General features: G+C 73.0%; 17 protein-coding genes. 3 read left to right on the forward strand and 14 right to left on the reverse strand.

From position 1 onward, the window contains the following. Positions 1-21 precede the first annotated feature (21 nt). The 3 genes from AB0C21_RS18755 to AB0C21_RS18765 are packed head-to-tail and all read right to left on the reverse strand — an operon-like array spanning position 22 to position 2,319. Entirely contained in the window at positions 22-243 is a 222-nt protein-coding gene (locus AB0C21_RS18755) for a hypothetical protein (protein WP_235036653.1), read from the reverse strand. A gap of 22 nt (positions 244-265) precedes the next feature. Continuing rightward, positions 266-1,294 carry a helix-turn-helix transcriptional regulator gene (locus AB0C21_RS18760; RefSeq protein ID WP_500205560.1) on the reverse strand — a complete coding sequence of 343 codons (1,029 nt, stop codon included), beginning with the start codon at positions 1,292-1,294 and terminating at the stop codon, positions 266-268. After that, on the reverse strand, positions 1,291-2,319 hold the full coding sequence (locus tag AB0C21_RS18765) for a helix-turn-helix transcriptional regulator (protein WP_149258269.1): 1,029 nt from the start codon (positions 2,317-2,319) through the stop codon (positions 1,291-1,293). The genes AB0C21_RS18760 and AB0C21_RS18765 overlap by 4 nt, the downstream gene beginning before the upstream one ends. 95 nt (positions 2,320-2,414) lie before the next feature. On the opposite strand from AB0C21_RS18765, the gene AB0C21_RS18770 reads away from it, so the two are divergent. Next, a complete protein-coding gene (locus AB0C21_RS18770) occupies positions 2,415-3,497 on the forward strand; it encodes a DUF3866 family protein (protein WP_500205562.1) in 1,083 nt (360 codons plus the stop codon). A gap of 3 nt (positions 3,498-3,500) precedes the next feature. Here the strand turns inward: AB0C21_RS18770 and AB0C21_RS18775 are convergent, their stop codons facing one another. From AB0C21_RS18775 to AB0C21_RS18825, 11 genes are all read right to left on the reverse strand, one after another. Next, the gene (locus AB0C21_RS18775; protein ID WP_500205564.1) at positions 3,501-4,058 is read right to left on the reverse strand and encodes a DUF3291 domain-containing protein; all 558 of its coding nucleotides are present in this window, start codon (positions 4,056-4,058) and stop codon (positions 3,501-3,503) included. A 32-nt stretch (positions 4,059-4,090) separates the two neighbouring features. Beyond that, on the reverse strand, positions 4,091-4,741 hold the full coding sequence (locus tag AB0C21_RS18780; protein ID WP_500205566.1) for a helix-turn-helix transcriptional regulator: 651 nt from the start codon (positions 4,739-4,741) through the stop codon (positions 4,091-4,093). Positions 4,742-4,798: 57 nt separating this feature from the next. Further along, positions 4,799-5,731, reverse strand: coding sequence for an FKBP-type peptidyl-prolyl cis-trans isomerase (locus AB0C21_RS18785; protein ID WP_500205568.1), 933 nt, complete (start codon positions 5,729-5,731; stop codon positions 4,799-4,801). Between the two features lie 156 nt (positions 5,732-5,887). Further along, complete coding sequence (gene pafA / locus AB0C21_RS18790; protein WP_089313247.1) at positions 5,888-7,246, reverse strand: Pup--protein ligase; 1,359 nt, start codon at positions 7,244-7,246, stop codon at positions 5,888-5,890. A gap of 182 nt (positions 7,247-7,428) precedes the next feature. Further along, the gene (prcA, locus tag AB0C21_RS18795) at positions 7,429-8,184 is read right to left on the reverse strand and encodes a proteasome subunit alpha (RefSeq protein WP_500205775.1); all 756 of its coding nucleotides are present in this window, start codon (positions 8,182-8,184) and stop codon (positions 7,429-7,431) included. Positions 8,185-8,205: 21 nt separating this feature from the next. Then, positions 8,206-9,051, reverse strand: a complete 846-nt coding sequence (gene prcB, locus AB0C21_RS18800; RefSeq protein ID WP_149258264.1) for a proteasome subunit beta — start codon at positions 9,049-9,051, stop codon at positions 8,206-8,208. 286 nt (positions 9,052-9,337) lie between these two features. Then, complete coding sequence (locus AB0C21_RS18805) at positions 9,338-9,547, reverse strand: ubiquitin-like protein Pup (RefSeq protein WP_021593619.1); 210 nt, start codon at positions 9,545-9,547, stop codon at positions 9,338-9,340. A gap of 277 nt (positions 9,548-9,824) precedes the next feature. Beyond that, positions 9,825-11,342: a depupylase/deamidase Dop gene (gene dop, locus AB0C21_RS18810; protein WP_149258263.1), complete on the reverse strand. Its 1,518-nt coding sequence runs from the start codon at positions 11,340-11,342 to the stop codon at positions 9,825-9,827. 127 nt (positions 11,343-11,469) lie between these two features. Beyond that, positions 11,470-13,233, reverse strand: a complete 1,764-nt coding sequence (arc, locus tag AB0C21_RS18815; RefSeq protein ID WP_149258262.1) for a proteasome ATPase — start codon at positions 13,231-13,233, stop codon at positions 11,470-11,472. A 245-nt stretch (positions 13,234-13,478) separates the two neighbouring features. Further along, entirely contained in the window at positions 13,479-14,480 is a 1,002-nt protein-coding gene (locus AB0C21_RS18820; RefSeq protein ID WP_500205574.1) for a tRNA (adenine-N1)-methyltransferase, read from the reverse strand. A gap of 83 nt (positions 14,481-14,563) precedes the next feature. Beyond that, positions 14,564-15,745, reverse strand: a complete 1,182-nt coding sequence (locus tag AB0C21_RS18825) for a site-2 protease family protein (protein WP_500205576.1) — start codon at positions 15,743-15,745, stop codon at positions 14,564-14,566. 127 nt (positions 15,746-15,872) lie between these two features. On the opposite strand from AB0C21_RS18825, the gene AB0C21_RS18830 reads away from it, so the two are divergent. Together AB0C21_RS18830 and AB0C21_RS18835 are read left to right on the forward strand one after the other, a co-directional pair. After that, positions 15,873-16,892: a RecB family exonuclease gene (locus AB0C21_RS18830; protein WP_500205578.1), complete on the forward strand. Its 1,020-nt coding sequence runs from the start codon at positions 15,873-15,875 to the stop codon at positions 16,890-16,892. A gap of 96 nt (positions 16,893-16,988) precedes the next feature. Next, on the forward strand, positions 16,989-18,212 hold the full coding sequence (locus AB0C21_RS18835; protein ID WP_500205579.1) for a sensor histidine kinase: 1,224 nt from the start codon (positions 16,989-16,991) through the stop codon (positions 18,210-18,212). Positions 18,213-18,222 lie beyond the last annotated feature (10 nt).

Consider the following 18,222-nt stretch of genomic DNA (forward strand, 5'->3'; position numbering starts at 1 on the left):
ATCCTCTTCAACAGGTGACACTCAGCACGATCGTACGCCGTCCCCGGGCGGTTGTGGCGACCGAGCGTCCTCGAGCCGGGAGAGTTCATCGCGCAGCGCCGACCGTTTCGGTTCCAGCCGCCGCCGGGTGCGTTCCAGTTCACGTCCGAAACGCCGGACGCCGAGCCACACCTTGACCGCGCACCAGGCGAGCACGGCCAGCCCGGCGAAACCGAGCGACACCGAAACCGAGACCCACGCCACGACCGCCACGCTATCCGATCGCTCAGGCCAGGCCGTACCGGGCCAGCGCGCGCGCCGCGTCCTCCCGCACCCCGGCCGCGACCGCCTCCGGGGCGACGACGCGGCCCTGGTCGCCGAGCCGCAGCGCCAGGCCCCGCACCCAGCGGGCGTCCGGGGTGCGCAGGACGACCCGGAGCCGCCCCTCCCCCAGCTCCTCCACGCTCTCGCACGGGTAGTAGTCGGCGACCCACCGGCCGCGCGGGGACAGCTCCAGGGTGACCGCCTCGTCCTGCGGCGAGGGGCGGAACAGGCCGGCGTCCACGTCGATCGGCTCCGCGTCGTCCGGCACCTCGGCGGGCACGTCGAGCACCGACAGGTCGGCGATCCGGTCCAGCTTGAACAGCCGCACCCCCTCAGCCCGGCGGCACCAGCCCTCAAGGTAGGTGTTGCCCTCCACGACCAGCAGCCGCATCGGGTCGACGTCGCGCTCGGTGTTCTCGTCCCGCGCGGGGACGTAGTACGTCAGGTGGACGCGGCGGCCCGCCGCGATCGCGTCGCGCAGGGCCCCGACCGCGGTGCGGGCCGAGTCGCCCGTCCCGCCCCGGGCGTCCACCTCCACGGCGACCTTGCTGGACACCGCCGCCGCGGCGCCCGCCGCGGTCTCCAGCTTGGCGATCACCCGGCTGAGCGCGTCCCGGTCGTCCAGGTCGGGGATCCCGGCCAGCATCCGCAGCGCCACCAGCAGCGCGCTCGCCTCGTCGACCTTCAGCCGCAGCGGCCGGGCGATCGACTCGGCCTCCGCGACCGTGATCTCGCCGCCCTCGTAGGACAGGTCGATCGGGCAGTAGGGGTCGGGCGCGCGCAGCTCCACGCACCACAGCAGGTTCAGGTCGTCGATCAGCTGCTTCTCGGTGACCCCGAACGCGGCGGCCGCCTCGCCGAGCATCACCGAGTCGCGGTTCACCACGTACGGCACGAGCGCCAGCAGGCGCGCGAGCCTGTCCGTGGACGTCGTCGCCGCCGTCTTCGCGGCCGTCTTCGCGGGCGTCTTCGCCGCCGTCCTCGCCGTCATCGGCCGTCCGTCCCCCCGTGCTCTCCCCGCCCGTCCGCCGGATGCGGCCCGGCCGCGGCCAGCACCGACTTCAGGTGCTGGATCACCGCCTCGCGCAGGTCCGGCGGATCGAGCACCACCACGTCGTCGGCGAACCGCGCCAGGTAGGGCGCGAAGCGGTCGACGTCCCGGAAGGTCAGGACCGCCTCGTCCCACTCCCCGTCCCAGCCCGGCTCCTCGACCGGCCGGACGTCGCGGGCCCACCGCCGCGGGCCCTGCGCCGCGCCCCGCCGCAGCCGGACGGCCGCCGGGCGGGGCTCGCCGAGCGGCTCGCTCCAGTCGAACGCGATGCGCCGCACGTCCACCCCGTCGGGGACCGTCACCGACCCGGGCGGGCCGTCCGGGGCCACCTCCCCGACGATGCGGCTCAGCCGGAACACCCGCTGCTCGTCGCGGTCGCGGTCGAACCCGACCACGTACCAGCGGCCCCGCCGGCTCACCACGCCCCACGGGTCGAGGTGCCGGCGCGCCACCGACGTCCGCCCGATGCCCTGGTAGTCGAACGCGACCGGGCGGCCGTCGCGGACCGCCTCCCACAGCGCGGGGAAGGACGGGTCCTGGGTGTTGACCCGCGGCTCGATCCCGGCGGCGGTGGTCACGTCGGTCTCCACGCCGGCCGCGCGCAGCTTCAGCAGCGCGCCCGAGGCCGCCTCGGCCATGCTGGCGCGCTGCCACACCCGCGCCGCGAGGCCGAGCACCGCCGCCTCGTCGGGCGTCAGGTGGATGTCGGGCAGCTCGTAGTCCTGCGGGGGGATCCGGTAGCCGATCTCCTCGCCGCCGCCGCCCTGCTGGTCGCTGCCGACCTCCAGCGGGACGCCGAGCTCGCGCAGCTCCTCCTTGTCCCGCTCGAACATGCGCTTGAACGCCTCGTCGGAGTCGGGATAGCCGGGCACCGCCCGGCGGATCTGCTCGGCCGTCAGATAGCGCCGGGTGGCGAGCAGGCAGACCACCAGGTTCAGCAGCCGCTCGGTCTTGCGCCGCGACACTTCGCCACCACCTCGTTCCTCCGTGAGCCCCGTACCCCGGCCGGCGTGCCGATCGGCCCCACGTGCCGTCGCCCAGGACGCTACCGTTTCCCGGTGTGATCCGATGGCGCAAAGGCACAGTTGAGGACATCCGCCGCGAATGGCCCGGGGCGGTCGAGCTGGACGTCTCGATCGGGGGCGACGGGACGCACCGGGCCCTGGCCTACCCCGCCCTGGTGGGGAGGCCCGAACCGGGCGACACCGTCCTGCTCAACACTACGGCCTTGGCGATGGGTCTCGGCACCGGCGGCTACGCCATGGTCGTCGCCCTACCCGACAGGCTCCCGCCCGACCCGGAGGGGCCCGGCCACCTGGTCAAGGCCCGCTACACCCCGCTCCAGGCCACCGTCCTCGGCGCCGACGAGCAGGACTCGCCCCACCACGCGGCCCTGCGCGAGGCCGACTCGCTGGACGGCATGCCCGTCGTCGTCGCCGACCTGCACTCGGCGCTGCCGCCGATCCTGGCCGCCCTGCTGGCCGAGCGCCCGGCCGCGCGGGTCGTCTACGTCATGCCGGACGGCGGGGCGCTGCCCGCGTGGTTCTCGATGTCGATCGCCAGGCTGAAGGACGCCGGGGCCCTCGCCGCGACCGTCACCGTGGGGCAGGCGTTCGGCGGCGACCTGGAGGCCGTCACCGTCCACACCGGCCTGCTGGCCGCGCGGCTCGTCCTGGAGGCCGACGTCGCCGTCCTCGCCCAGGGCCCGGGCAACCTGGGGACGGGCACCCGGTGGGGCTTCTCCGGCGTCTCGGCGGGCGAGGCCGTCAACGCCGCGTCCGTGCTGGGCGGGCGGCCGGTGGGGTCGCTGCGGGTGAGCGAGGGCGACAGGCGCGAGCGCCACATCGGCGTGTCGCACCACTCCCTGACCGCCTACGGGCGCGTGGCGCTGGCCCCCGCCGACATCCCCGTCCCCGAACTCGGGGGCCCCTTCGGCGCCCGCGTCGCCGCCGAGGCCGCGCCGCTGGGCGACCGGCACCGGCTCGTCCCCGTCCCCGTCGACGGCCTCCACGAGGCCCTCAGGGCCGCCGAGAAGGACTGGGGCGTCCGGCTGTCCACCATGGGCCGACGCCTGGACGAGGACCTCCCCTACTTCCTCACGGCCGCCGCCGCGGGCCGCCACACGGCCGCCCTGCTCGGCTGACGCTCACAGCGCCGCGGCTTCGGCGTCCGCCGTGCGGGCGCCGGCCCCGTCGGCGCCCGCGGTCTCGCCGGCGCCCGTGGCCTCGCCGCCGCCGGCGCTCGCGGCCTCGTCGGCGGTGTAGGACGAGGTGAACGTGAACGCCCGCGGCGACGGGCCGTTCTCGCGCAGCAGCGCGAGGCGCTCCAGGGCCTCCCCGACGGTCGGGATGTGGCCCGCCGGCACCCACCACAGCACGAGGTGCGCCTCGACGTGCCGCTGGAACCACTCGCGGCGGCGCCGCATCGTCTCGAGGTGGCCGCTGCGGTAGACGAAGTCCCACAGCGCCTCGGCCGACTCCCACACCGAGAAGTTGACGATCACGTTCTCGCCCGCGGGGCGCATCCCGGTGGCGTCCTCCTCCCCCTCCTCCACCAGCCGCCAGACGAACCCCGGCGTGGCGTCGGCGAGCGCGTTGACGGGCTCCACGAGCGCCATGAAGTCGGCCATGCGCGGGTCGTCGAGGGGGTGGCGGAGCGTGCCGACGTTGAACTGGGCGAGGTGGTACCGGGTCCGTGTGCTCATGGGCTCACCCCACCACGGGGTCCGCTTCTATGTCAATCCTCATTGTTTTTAGAAGGGGCGGCCGCGACGCAGCACCAGCCGGGCCGCGGATCCATGCGGACCCGGACCGGCGAACCCTCCACCAGGCCCTCCAGCAGCGCCAGGTTCATCCCGCACACGAGCGGGGGGAACTGCTCGGCCACCGCGTGGAACGGGCAGTTGCGCATGCGCAGGACCTCGCCGTCCACGACGGGCTCGTAGCCGCGGTCGGCCAGCGTCTTCGCCAGATCGTCCAGGCCGCCGCAGGGACCGCTCCCGCAGCGCAGGTCCCTGCCCTTGCGGCGGGCCGCGTCCTGGAGCTCCATGTCGAGCCCGGCCGTCTCGGCCGCCTCGGCCAGCAGGCCCGCCGCCGTCCGGTAGTCGCGGGCGGGCACCGAGACGTCCCGCTCCGCCGCCGAGCGGCGGTACACCTTCGCCGGCCGCCCCGCCCCGGGCCCCGACCGGCCCGTCAACCGCCTGCTGGCGGCCTCCAGGAGGCCCGCGTCGACCAGCTTGTCGAGGTGGAAGGCCGCCAGGGTCCGCGCGACGCCGACGGCCTCGGCGGCCTCGCCCCGCCCCACGTCGCGGCCCTGCGCCGCGACGAACTCGTACAGCCGCCGCCGCAGCGGGTCCTGCAGCAGCGCGATCGCGTCGATGTCCTCCATCCCGCCATTCTAAGAACAACGGGGGTTCGACTTAGAGGGTAGGCCGGGAGGCCGGGGTCAGTGCGCGCCCAGCAGGTCCACGACGAACACCAGCGTGTCGTTCCCCTTGATCCCGAACTGCGCCAGGCCCTTCGGCCCGTACCCGAGGGCCGGCGGCACCACCAGCAGCACCCGGCTGCCCACCCGCCGGCCGACGAGGCCCTGGTCCCAGCCCGTCATGACCTGGCCCGTCCCGATCATCGCCGCGAACGGGTGGCCCTCCGACCAGGACGAGTTGAACACCTTGCCGTCGCGCCAGAAGTAGCCGCCGTACTGCAGCGCCACCAGCTGGCCCTTCCGCACGGCCGGGCCGTCCCCCTTGACCAGGGTGCGCACCTGGAGCCTCTTGGGCGGGGCCGTGCGCGGCATCGTCACCGCCGGCGCCTGCCCCGGCGCCGCGTCCGCCACCTTCGGCAGCCCGGGCTCGGACGGCGGGTCCTGCCGCGCGCCGTGCGGGCCGGCCGTCCGCGGGTACACCGCGCGGACGTCCAGGACGTACAGCAGCGTGTCGCCGCCGCCCACCTGGTGCTTCGGGTCGCCCTTGTCGCCGAAGCCGTCCTTCGGCGGGATCCTGGCCACCACCCGCGATCCCGGCCGGACCCCGTCGAACGCCTTGGTCAGGCCCGGCACCAGCCGGCCCGTGGGGAACGCGCCCGGCTCGCCCTTGGAGTAGCTGCTGGCCAGCAGCTTGCGCCCGCCCTTGTTCCACCGGTAGCCCACGTAGTCGGCCACGACGAGGTCGCCCTTGCGCGCCGCCGTGCCCTTGCCCGCCTTGACGGTCTTCACCGCGAAGGACCCGCCGGGCTCCCCCTTGGGGAACTTCACCTGCGGCAGCTTGCCGAAGTCACCGGTCACCTCGACGTCCACGCCGCCGCCCCAGCAGGCGGCGGACAGGGCGAGCGGCGCGGCGAGCACGACGGCCGCGGGCAGGAACCGAAGACGACGGCGCATACGGGGTCCTTCGGGGGGTGGTGAGCGCTACTGGGCGCTCACCCTACCGCCCAGGTGACCTACCGGTAACCTGCCGTGCGCGTGTCGCCCCGGCCGGTCCGCGGGGCGCGCCGGCCGGCGCCGCACCCCGCGTCCGCACGCCGCCGGGACGTCCGCCTACATGCCCGCGATGAGCTTGTCCACGCGCTCGTCGACGGAGCGGAACGGGTCCTTGCACAGCACCGTCCGCTGCGCCTGGTCGTTCAGCTTCAGATGGACCCAGTCGACCGTGAAGTCGCGCCGCTTCTCCTGCGCCTTGCGGATGAACTCGCCCCGCAGCCGCGCCCGCGTCGTCTGCGGCGGCACCGACTTGGCCTCGAAGATGTCGAGGTCGCGCGACACCCGGTCGACCGAGCCCCGCTTCTCCAGCAGGTAGTACAGGCCGCGGTCGCGGTGCACGTCGTGGTAGGTGAGGTCGAGCTGCGCCACGCGCGGCGACGACAGCGGGAGGTCGTACTTGCGCCGGTACCGCTCGATCAGCTTGTACTTGATCACCCAGTCGATCTCGCGGGACACCAGGTCCAGGTCGCCGGTCTCCACCGCGCGCAGCGTCCGCTCCCACAGCTCCAGCACCCGCTTGGCCGTGGCGTCGCCGCCCCGCGCGTCCACGAAGTCGCGGGCCTTGCCGTAGTACTCCTTCTGGATCTCCAGCGAGCTGGCCTCGCGGCCGTTGGCCAGCCGCACCTTCCGGCGCCCCGTCATGTCGTGGCTGACCTCGCGGATCGCCCGGATGGGGTTCTCCAGGGTGAGGTCGCGCATCACCACGCCGGCCTCGATCATCCGCAGCACCAGGTCGGTCGCCCCGACCTTCAGCAGCATCGTCGTCTCGCTCATGTTCGAGTCGCCGACGATCACGTGCAGGCGGCGGAACCGCTCGGCGTCCGCGTGCGGCTCGTCGCGGGTGTTGATGATGGGACGGGACCGCGTCGTCGCCGACGACACGCCCTCCCAGATGTGCTCGGCCCGCTGCGACACGCAGTACACCGCGCCGCGCGGGGTCTGCAGGACCTTGCCGGCGCCGCAGATGATCTGCCGCGTCACCAGGTACGGGATGAGGACGTCCGCGAGCCGCCCGAACTCGCCGTGCCGCCCCACCAGGTAGTTCTCGTGGCAGCCGTAGGAGTTGCCGGCCGAGTCGGTGTTGTTCTTGAACAGGTAGATGTCGCCGGCGATGCCCTCCTCGCGGAGCCGCCGCTCGGCGTCGACCAGGAGCCCCTCCAGGATCCGCTCGCCCGCCTTGTCGTGCGTCACCAGGTCGACGACGCTGTCGCACTCCGGCGTCGCGTACTCAGGATGGCTCCCCACGTCCAGGTAGAGCCGGGCACCGTTGCGAAGGAACACGTTGCTGCTGCGGCCCCACGACACGACCCTGCGGAACAGATAGCGCGCCACCTCGTCCGGTGACAACCGCCGCTGCCCGCGGAAGGTGCAGGTGACGCCGTACTCGTTCTCAAGCCCGAAGATGCGCCTGTCCACACCAAGACCCTATGCGGCGCGGCCGTCACTTGGCAGTCTCTCGACCCACCGTTTCCGGCGAACCCGCCCGCCGCCCCGCAAGCCGCCCGGCACGCCGCGGGCCCGCGGGGCGGGGCGGTGTGGCCCGCCCCGCCCCGCGGGCCCGTCTCGGTCCTGTACGGCGCCGCCGGGCGGCGGGCGCGTCAGTCCTCGTCAGCGCCGGTTCCGGTGGAGCCGCCGGCGTCCTCGCCGCCGGAGGCGGTGCCCGGTCCGGACTCCTCAGCCGACAGCAGCTCGCCGATCCGCGCCGCCGACAGCCGCTTGAACAGCCGGTGCTCGCGGTTGCGGTCCAGCACCGCGACCTCCAGCGAGGTCGCCTCCAGGTGCCGGTCGGAGTCCTGCGCCTCCAGCGCCCGCACCGCCGTCCGCAGCGCCTCCTCCAGCGAGGAGCCCTCCCGGTAGCCGTCCTTCAGCGACTGCGCCACCGCCTCGGCCTGCCCGCCCATGGCGACGTAGCCGTGCTCGTCGGCGACCGAGCCGTCGAACGTCAGCCGGTAGATCTGGTCGGTCTCGGCGTCTTCGCCCACCTCCGCGACGACCAGCTCCACCTCGTACGGCTTGTTGGTCTCGGTGAAGATCGTCCCGAGCGACTGCGCGTACACGTTCGCCAGGCCCCGCGCCGTCACGTCCCGGCGGTCGTACTGGTAGCCGTTGATGTCGGCGTAGCGGACGCCCCCGAGCCGCAGGTTCTCGAACTCGTTGTACTTCCCCACCGCCGCGAACGCGATCCGGTCGTAGATCTCACTGATCTTGTGCAGCGCCCGCGACGGGTTGTCCGCCACGAACAGGATGCCGTCGTCGTACTGCAGCACCACGACACTGCGGCCGCGCGCGATGCCCTTGCGCGCGTAGTCCGCCTTGTCCTTCATCTGCTGTTCGGGCGACACGTAGAACGGCATGGACACCGGTCTGGATCCCTTCTATCGCAGCGGGGCGGTCGGGCCGCCCGGCGAGTCGTAACGTCCGTCGACGACGGCCTGCGCCAGCGCGCCCACCTCGTCCTCGCCGAGCCGGCGGTACCCGTCCGCCGTCACCGACGCCACCACGGGGAAGATCCGGCGGGTCAGGTCGGGGCCGCCCGTCGCCGAGTCGTCGTCGGCCGCGTCGTACAGCGACTGGACGCACGCCAGCGCCGCGTCCTGCGCCGACAGGTCCGGCCGGTACAGCTTCTTGAGGGCGCCCCGCGCGAAGACCGACCCCGAGCCGATCGAGTGGAAGTCGCGCTCCTCGTAGCGGCCGCCCGCGGGGTCGTAGGAGAAGATCCGCCCCTCGTTCCGCTCCTCGTCGTAGCCCGCGAACAGCGGCACCACCGCCAGGCCCTGCATCGCCATCCCGAGGTTCTGCCGCACCATCGTCGCCAGGCGGTTCGCCTTGCCCTCGACCGACAGGGTGCGGCCCTCGCGCTTCTCGTAGTGCTCCAGCTCCACCTGGAACAGCCGCACCATCTCGATCCCGATCCCGGCCGTGCCGGCGATCGCGATCGCGGAGAACTCGTCGGCGCGGAAGACCTTCTCGATGTCGCGCTGCGCGATGACGTTGCCCGCCGTCGCCCGCCGGTCACCCGCCATCACCACCCCGCCGGGGAAGGCGACCGCGACGATCGTCGTCCCGTGCGGGATGTCGTCGCCCGCCCGCGACGCCGGCGGCGTCCGCCTTCCGGGCAGCAGGTCCGGGGAGTACGCCCCGAGGAACTCCGTGAACGACGACGTATCCGGGCTCGCGAACAACCCCGGCAGACGTCCGGTGTGCGAATCGTGGGACGCCACGCGACTCCCTTCCCCTCCACCATTGCGCCGGCTCCGGTGATCTCACCGGCGCGGACTCTACGACCCTACTGTTCAAGGTCGCCCGCGCGCATGCCGCCCGATCACCGGTCCGGTCAGCCCACGGCGAACCCGGCCCCCGCCCGGCCGGCCCTCGTCCGCCCCTGGACGCACGAACATGGGCGGGCCCCTGCCGGGCCCACCCATGTCCTCACTGCCGTGTCAGGTCGGAGTTCCGCCCCCGGAGAAACGGCGATTCGCTATGTGGCCGATCCGCCAGGACCGGGGATCACTGCCCGCCCTTTTGGATATAGGCGCGGACGAAGTCTTCGGCGTTCTCTTCCAGCACCTCGTCAATTTCGTCCAGGATCGAGTCCACGTCGTCGGTGAGCTTCTCCTGGCGCTCCTGCACGTCCTCGGTGGTCGTGGCCTCGGTCTCCTCGACCTCTTCCGTGCGCCGGGTGGTCTGCTTCTGACCGCCGGTGTCCTTCGTGGCCATTCCGTACCTCCGCTCTGCCGGTGCCTCCGACCCTATCTCCGATCTTCGACGGTGCGCGGAACTCTCGGCTCCGTTTCGCCGTCTCCGGCCGGGGACCGGGGGCATGCTCGGGTTATCGCCGGTCCGCCGCCCAGCGAAACGGGCAAACCGGCCAGGAAACCGAGCCCTTCACCGTCGCGCCAGGTCAGCGGTACCGATCGCGCTCGATAGTCCCGCTATCCAACGCACGCGCGAGCGGACCCGTCCCGGGGCCGTTCAGGACGCCCGTGCCGGGGGCTCAGCTCTGTCCGGTCAGGGTGGCCACGAGGTCGGCGGCGGTGCGGCAGCGGTCCAGGAGGGCGCCCACGTGCTGCTTGGTGCCGCGCAGGGGCTCCAGGGTGGGGACGCGCTGCAGCGACTCGCGGCCGGGGACGTCGAAGATGACCGAGTCCCAGGAGGCCGCGGCGACCGACTCGGCGTACTGGCGCAGGCAGCGGCCCCGGAAGTAGGCCCGCGTGTCCTCGGGCGGGTCCTCGACGGCGGCCTGGACCTGGGCCTCGGTGACGACCCGGTCGATGCGGCCGCGCTCCACCAGGCGGTTGTACAGGCCCTTCTCGGGCCGGATGTCGGTGTACTGCAGGTCGACGAGCTGCAGGCGCGGGTGGGACCAGTCGAGCCCGTCGCGGCTGCGGTAGCCCTCCAGCAGGGACAGCTTGGCGACCCAGTCGAGCTCCCGGGACAGCTGCATCGGGTCGTCGCCGAGGCGGTGCAGGACCGACTCCCAGCGGTCGAGGACGTCCCGGGTCATCTCGTCGACGTCCGAGCCGAACCGGTCCTCGACGTACTTGCGCGACTGCTCCAGGTACTCCATCTGGAGCTGGACCGCGGTCATCTTCCGGCCGTCGCGCAGCGTGAGCAGGTGCTTGCAGGACGGGTCGTGGGACACGGCGCGCAGCGCGGCGACGGGCATGTCGACCGACAGGTCGACGGTGAGGAAGCCGTCCTCGATCATGGCGAGCACGAGCGAGGTGGTGCCGAGCTTGAGGTAGGTGGACAGCTCGGCCATGTTGGCGTCGCCGATGATGACGTGCAGCCGCCGGTACTTCTCGGGGTCGGCGTGCGGCTCGTCGCGGGTGTTGATGATCGGCCGCTTGAGGGTGGTCTCCAGCCCCACCTCGACCTCGAAGAAGTCGGCCCGCTGGCTGATCTGGAAGCCGTCGCCGCGGCCGTCCACGCCGATGCCGACGCGGCCGGCGCCGCAGACCACCTGGCGGGAGACGAAGAACGGGGTGAGGTGCCGGACGATGTCGGCGAAGGGCGTCTCGCGGCGCATGAGGTAGTTCTCATGGCAGCCGTAGGAGGCGCCCTTGTTGTCGGTGTTGTTCTTGTAGAGCTGGATGGGGTGGGTGCCCGGCACGAGCGCGGCGCGCCGCGCGGCGTCGGCCATCACGCGCTCGCCGGCCTTGTCCCAGATGACGGCGTCGAGCGGGTTGGTGCACTCGGGCGCCGAGTACTCGGGGTGGGCGTGGTCCACGTACAGCCGGGCGCCGTTGGTGAGGATGACGTTGGCGAGCCCGAGGTCCTCGTCGGTGAGCTGCGTGGGGTCGGCGACCTCGCGCGCCAGGTCGAAGCCGCGGGCGTCCCGGAGGGGGTTCTCCTCCTCGAAGTCCCAGCGGGCCCTGCGGGCCCGTGCCGCCGACGCCGCCAGGTAGGCGTTGACGACCTGGGAGGAGGTCACCATCGCGTTGGCCCCTGGCTGCCCGGGTACGGAGATGCCGTACTCGGTCTCGATGCCCATCACCCGCCGAACACTCATATCGTCGAGCCTATCGGGGCCGGGAGGGTGGAGCCATGGGGCCCGCTGTTAGCGGCGGGCGTGGCGGGGCACGCCGCGCGGCGGCCCCCGTCTTGAGGGGCCGCCGCGCGCATGCGCCGGGTCGGGGCTACAGGTACTGGCCGGTGTTGGCGACGGTGTCGATGGAGCGCCCGGCCTCGGAGCCCTTGGTTCCGGAGACGAGCGTGCGGATGTAGACGATCCGCTCGCCCTTCTTGCCGGAGATGCGGGCCCAGTCGTCCGGGTTGGTGGTGTTGGGCAGGTCCTCGTTCTCGCTGAACTCGTCGACGCAGGCGGCCAGCAGGTGGCTGACCCGCATGCCCTTCTGGCCGGTGTCGAGGAACTGCTTGATGGCCATCTTCTTGGCCCGGTCGACGATGTTCTGGATCATCGCGCCGGAGTTGAAGTCCTTGAAGTACAGGACCTCCTTGTCACCGTTGGCGTAGGTGACCTCCAGGAAGCGGTTCTCCTCGCTCTCGGTGTACATGCGCTCGACGGTGCGCTGGATCATCGCCTCGACGGTGGCCTCGGCGGAGCCGCCGTGCTCCTTGACGTCGTCGGGGTGCAGCGGCAGTCCGTCGAGGATGTACTTGGAGAAGATGTCCTTGGCGGCCTCGGCGTCCGGCCGCTCGATCTTGATCTTGACGTCCAGCCGGCCGGGGCGCAGGATCGCGGGGTCGATCATGTCCTCGCGGTTGGACGCGCCGATCACGATGACGTTCTCCAGCCCCTCGACGCCGTCGATCTCGCTGAGCAGCTGGGGGACGATGGTGTTCTCGACGTCGGAGGAGACCCCGGACCCGCGGGTGCGGAAGATGGAGTCCATCTCGTCGAAGAACACGATGACCGGCGTTCCGGCGGACGCCTTCTCGCGCGCCCGCTGGAAGACCAGGCGGATGTGCCGCTCGGTCTCGCCGACGTACTTGTTCAGCAGCTCGGGGCCCTTGATGTTCAGGAAGAAGCTCTTGCCCTCCTGGCCCGTCTTCTCCGCGACCTGCTTGGCGAGCGAGTTCGCGACGGCCTTGGCGATGAGCGTCTTGCCGCAGCCGGGCGGGCCGTAGAGCAGCACGCCCTTGGGCGGCCGGAGCTGGTGCTCGCGGAACAGGTCGGCGTGCAGGTAGGGCAGCTCCACGGCGTCGCGGATCATCTCGATCTGCGATCCGAGGCCGCCGATCTCGTCGTAGGAGATGTCGGGGACCTCTTCGAGGACGAGCTCCTCGACCTCCGCCTTGTGGATCTTCTCGTAGACGTAGCCGGACCTCGGCTCGAGCATGAGGGAGTCGCCCGCCCGCAGCGCCACGCCGCGCAGCGGCTCGGCCAGCTTGACGATGCGCTCCTCGTCGGCGTGCGCGATGACCAGGGCGCGCTCGCCGTCGTCGAAGAGCTCCTTGAGCATGACGACCTCGCCCTGCTCCTCGAACTTCAGCGCCTCGACGACGTTGAGGGCCTCGTTGAGCATGACCTCCTGGCCGCGCTGCAGATCGTCGATCTCGACGGCCGGGCTGACGTTCACGCGGAGCTTGCGCCCCCCGGTGAAGATGTCGACCGTCCCGTCGTCGCGCGCGTCCAGGAAGACGCCGAACCCGGAGGGTGGTTGTGCGAGCCTGTCGACCTCCTCCTTGAGCGCCACGATCTGTTCGCGAGCCTCTTTGAGGGTCGCTACGAGACGCTCGTTCTGACCGGTTACGGCGGCCAGGTTGGCCTGTGCCTCATGGAGGCGTTCTTCCAGCACACGTACTTGGCGCGGGGATTCCGCGAGCTTGCGGCGCAGCACGGAGATCTCCTCCTCCAGGAAGGAGATCTGCGTCTGGAGGTCCTTGACCTCCTTTTCGTGCTGCGCCCTGCGCGCCCCAGCATCGTCACGAGCGGCCACGCCCCGCCACCTCCTCACGAAGAGAGCCGACGACCTACTGAGACCCTACCTATCTGGAGGGCTTCCGTAACCTGCCCATTCGGTGTTCGTGTCGTGGGGGGGTCTTCCGGGAGGGTTGGCAGAGGTGCCGTGGAGGTGTCGCGGGGCGGGGGCTTACGACGCCTGGACCTGCGGGTTCGTGATCCCGGGCGTGTCGTGGCACGGCGTTTGCCGAGTCCGGTGGATGGGCGCGGAGCGAATGTGATCTAGGCCTCGGCGGGACCGCCGGGCGCGGCGTCCGGGGCGGGTGCGGCGTCCTCGGAGGCGGTGCGGGCCTCGCCGGAGGCGGTGCGGGCCTCGCCGGAGGCCTTGCGGGCCTCGTCCGCGGCGGGGTGGGCGCCCTTCGCGGGGCGCCGGCGGCGGGCGGGCGGCGTGACGCCGTCGGCGAGGCGGCGGGCGGTCACGAGGAAGCCGGTGTGGCCGACCATGCGGTGGTCGGGGCGGACGGCGAGCCCGTCGACGTGCCAGGAGCGCAGCATCGTCTCGAAGGCGTAGGGCTCGGCGAAGCTGCCGTGGGAGCGCAGGTCCTCGACGACGCGCGACATCTGGGTGGTGGTGGCGATGTAGGCGCAGACCATGCCGCCCGGGACGAGGGCCTTGGCGACGGCGTCGAGGGTCTCCCAGGGCGCGAGCATGTCCAGGACGACGCGGTCGACGTCGGTCTCGGCGAGGGCGTCCTCCAGGGAGCCGACCGTGAGGCGCCAGGAGGGGTGGGGGCCGCCGAAGAACTTCTCGACGTTGGCGCGCGCGATGTCGGCGAAGTCGGGCCGGCGCTCGTAGGAGGAGACGAGGCCGTGCTCGCCGACGGCCCGCAGCAGGAAGCACGTCAGGGCCCCGGACCCGGCGCCGGCCTCCACGACGCGGGCGCCGGGGAAGATGTCGGCCATCGCGATGATCTGGGCGGCGTCCTTGGGGTAGACGACGGCGGCGCCGCGCGGCATGCGGAGGGTGAAGTCGGCGAGCAGCGGCCGGAAGGCCAGGTACTCGGTGCCGCCGCTGGAGCGGAAGACGCTCCCCTCGGGGCTGCCGATCATCTCGTCGTGGGGGACCGAGCCCTTGTGCGAGTGGTAGACCTTGCCCGGCTGGAGGGTGATGGTGTTGATCCGGCCCTTGGGGTCGGTGAGCTGAACCTGGTCGCCGGGGCGGAAGGGGCCGTGCGGGATGCGGCCGGGCGACGGTGCGGAGCCGTTCGGCTGGGGTTCGCTCATGGAGGTCAAGGCTAGCGGCGGCCGCGGGCAGGTCTGTCCGTCGCGCGGGCGGTCTGAGCACCGCCCGGGCGGGGCGGGACGGGTCAGATGCCTGCGAAGGCGCGGTCGACGTCGGCGACCGCGAGGACGCCGTAGACGCGGCCGTCGGGCTCCACGAGGAGGTACTCCGAGGCGGGCGCCTTGCGCAGCGCCTCCACGAGCTCCTCGCCGGAGAGGTCGGCGGGCAGGGTGAGGCCGTCGTCGACGCCGCGCGACAGGTCGCCCGCGCTGACCCAGGGGCGGCGGTGCTCGGGGGTGGCGGTGACGGCCTTCTCGCTGACGAGGCCGAGGGGCCTGCCGTCGTGGTCGGCGATGACGATCGCGCCGGCGTGGTCCTCGCGGGCGCGGCGGACGGCCTCGGCGAGCGGCACGTCGGCGGTGACGAGGGTGGCGCGGCGGGCGAGGCGGCGCGCGGACAGCAGCGGGATGCGGTCGCGGACGCGCTCCGCGCGGATGGACTGCGTGGCGCCCACCCAGATGAAGGAGGCGACGAGGGCCGACCAGAGCAGGGCGAGCCAGCCGATGCCGCCGCCCTCTCCGGTGTTGTAGGTGGCGAGGTAGGCGCCGGCGAAGAGGCAGGCGATCGCGACGCCGCGGCCCACCCAGCCGGCGAAGACGGCGCCGTTGCGGCTGCGGCCGGTGACCTTCCAGACGACCGCGCGCACCAGCCGGCCGCCGTCGAGCGGGAGGCCGGGCAGCAGGTTGAACAGCCCCACGAGGAGGTTGGCGAAGGTGAGTGCCTCGACGAGCAGCAGCGCGACGTCCGGCATCGGGAGGACGGCGTGGGCGAGCAGGCCGAGCCCGGCGAGGACGAGGTTGACCAGCGGCCCGGCGAAGGCGATGAGGAACTCGCGGCCGGGCGTGGGGGCCTCGCGCTCGATGGAGGTCTCGCCGCCGAGGATGTGGAGGGTGACGGAGCGGACGGGCAGCCCGAACGCGCGCGCCGTGACGGCGTGGCTCAGTTCGTGCACGAACACCGACCCGTACAGGAGGACGGCGTAGGTGAAGGCGACGAGGTAGCTGAGCGGGCGGCTGACGACGCCGTCGACCTGGCCCTCGAACATCACGGTGACCAGGACCGCGACCAGGAACCAGCTGGGCGAGACGTAGACGGGCACGCCGAACGGCCGGCCCATGAGGAGGCCGGGGCGTCCGGCGCGGTCGTCGTCGGGACCGCGGCCGCCGGCCGGGGTCCGGTCCTCGGTCGGGGGCGCGCTGTGTGTCACGCCCTCGATGCTACGGCCCCGCCGGTGCAGGTCGCCCGCGGGCGGCGCGGGTCCGCCGGCGCCGCGAGGCCGGGCACGGCGGCGGGTGCGGGATTTCCGTCGGGGGTGTCGCCTAGTCTGCTGTGCCATGACGACGACCGAGACGACCGGGACGGGCGGCACCGAGGCCGGCGGCAGGACGTCCGTTCCGTCCGCGCGCAGGGCGGACGAGGGCGGCGGCGCGGGGGGCGGCGCGGGGGGCGGCGCGGGGGGCGCGGTGGTGGTCGGGTCGTTGTCGCCGTCGCGTGCGGGCGACTTCATGACGTGCCCGCTGCTGTACCGGTTCCGGGTGATCGACCGGATCCCGGAGCGGCCGAGCGCGGCGGCCGTGCGGGGGACGCTGGTGCACGCGGTGCTGGAGCGGCTGTTCGACCTGCCGACCGGGGCGCGCACGCCGGAGGCGGCGCTGGAGATGCTGGCGCCCGAGTGGGACCGGCTGCTCGAGGCCGAGCCGGAGCTGGCCGAGCTGTTCGAGGACGGCGCCGACGGCGAGGCCGAGCACGCGGAGTGGCTGGCGCAGGCGCGGCGGATGGTGGAGCGGTACTTCACCCTCGAGGACCCGCGGCGCCTGGAGCCGGCCGAGCGCGAGCTGTTCGTCGAGACGGTGCTGGACTCCGGGCTGAAGCTGCGCGGCTACATCGACCGGGTGGACGTGGCGCCCAGCGGCGACGTGCGGATCGTCGACTACAAGACCGGGACGGCGCCCCGGGCCGACTTCGAGGCGCGCGCGCTGTTCCAGATGAAGTTCTACGCGCTGGTGCTGTGGCGGCTGCGCGGCCGGGTGCCGCGGCTGCTGCAGCTGATGTACCTGGGCAACGGCGAGATCCTGCGCTACGAGCCGGACGAGGCCGACCTGCGCGCCACGCAGCGCAAGGTGGAGGCGCTGTGGCAGGCGATCCGGCGGGCGATGGAGACCGGCGAGTGGCGGGCGCGCGCGGGCCGGCTGTGCGACTGGTGCGACCACAAGGAGCGCTGCCCGGAGTTCGGCGGCACTCCCCCGCCGCTGCCCTCGGCCCCGGTGGACCGCCCCTCCCCCGCCGACCTGGAGGGGGCCGGCCGGGCCGACCCCCGCGCGGGGGTCGGCGCGCGCGAGCACGACGATCTCTAGTAGCGCCCCCGGAGCGGCCGGGTCATCCTTGGGGAGGACCGCGGATCCGCGTTCAGGAGGGCTCGGGACCTGCCGCGGCCTCCTAGGGTGAGTGTCGTGTCACCCCGCATCCGTGGTCTCCACGCCTTCCGCGCCTGGCTGCAGGCGCGTCCGATGGCGGCCGACGCGCTGCTCGCGGTGGGCCTGCTGGCGGTGGGGTTGCCGCAGCTGTTCCTGGAGGAGCTGCCCGCCGGCGACAGCTCCGAGGGCTTCCGGTCGCCGGACGTCTGGGACGGGCTGCTCGTCACCGCGGTGACGATGGCGCTGACGTGGCGCCGCCGCCACCCGATGCCCGTGCTGCTTTTCATCATCAGCGGCGAGCTGGTGATGGCGGTGGCGCACTACCCGCCGTCGGTGCCGGAGGTCGTGGCGTTCCTGATGGCCGTCTACAACGTGGCGGCGCACCGGGGGCTGGCGCAGAGCGCGCTCGGCGGCGTGACGGCGTTCGTCTACTTCCTCACGTACCTGCTGGTGCTGCCGGTGTCGGCGGCGCCGGAGGTGGTGATCACCGACTGCGCGCTGGTGATCGGCGTGTGGGTGCTGGGCCGCAACCTGCGGCTGCGCCGGGCCTACTTCGCCGAGCTCGAGGACCGGGCCGCCCGGCTGGAGCGGGCGCGCGGCACCGACGCGCGGGCCGCCCGGGTCGAGGAGCGGTCCCGGATCGCCCGGGAGCTGCACGACGTCGTGGCGCACCACGTGAGCGTGATGACCGTGCAGGCGGGCGCCGCGCGGCGGATCATCGACCGGGACCCGGGCAGCGCGCGCGAGGCGATGTCGACGATCGAGGAGGTCGGGCGGACCGCGCTGAGCGAGATGCGGCGGATCGTCGGCGTGCTGCGCACCGACCGCGACACCGAGCGGCCGGGCCGGGAGCTGGCGCCGCAGCCGGGCCTGGGCGACCTCGGCGAGCTGCTGGAGCACGTGCGGGAGACGGGCCTGTCGGTGCAGCTGTGGATGGAGGGCGAGGCGCGGCCGCCGTCACCGGGCGTGGACGTGGCGGCGTTCCGGCTGATCCAGGAGGCGCTGACGAACACGCTGAAGCACGCGGGCCCGCAGGCGCGGGCCTGGGTGCGGCTGTACTACGGCGACCGCGACCTGACGGTGGAGATCGAGGACGACGGGCGCGGAACCGCGACGTTCATGGCCGGCAACGGCGACAATCCGGGCCACGGCCTGGTCGGCATGTACGAGCGGGTCGCGCTGTACGGTGGCGAATTGAAGATCGGGCCGCGGGTCGGCGGCGGATTCGGCGTGCGGGCCCGGTTCCCGCTGGAGCCGTGAGCCGTGGCCG

The sequence above is a fragment of the Spirillospora sp. NPDC049024 genome (assembly GCF_040649235.1).
In the GTDB taxonomy this organism is placed as follows: Bacteria; Actinomycetota; Actinomycetes; order Streptosporangiales; family Streptosporangiaceae; genus Spirillospora.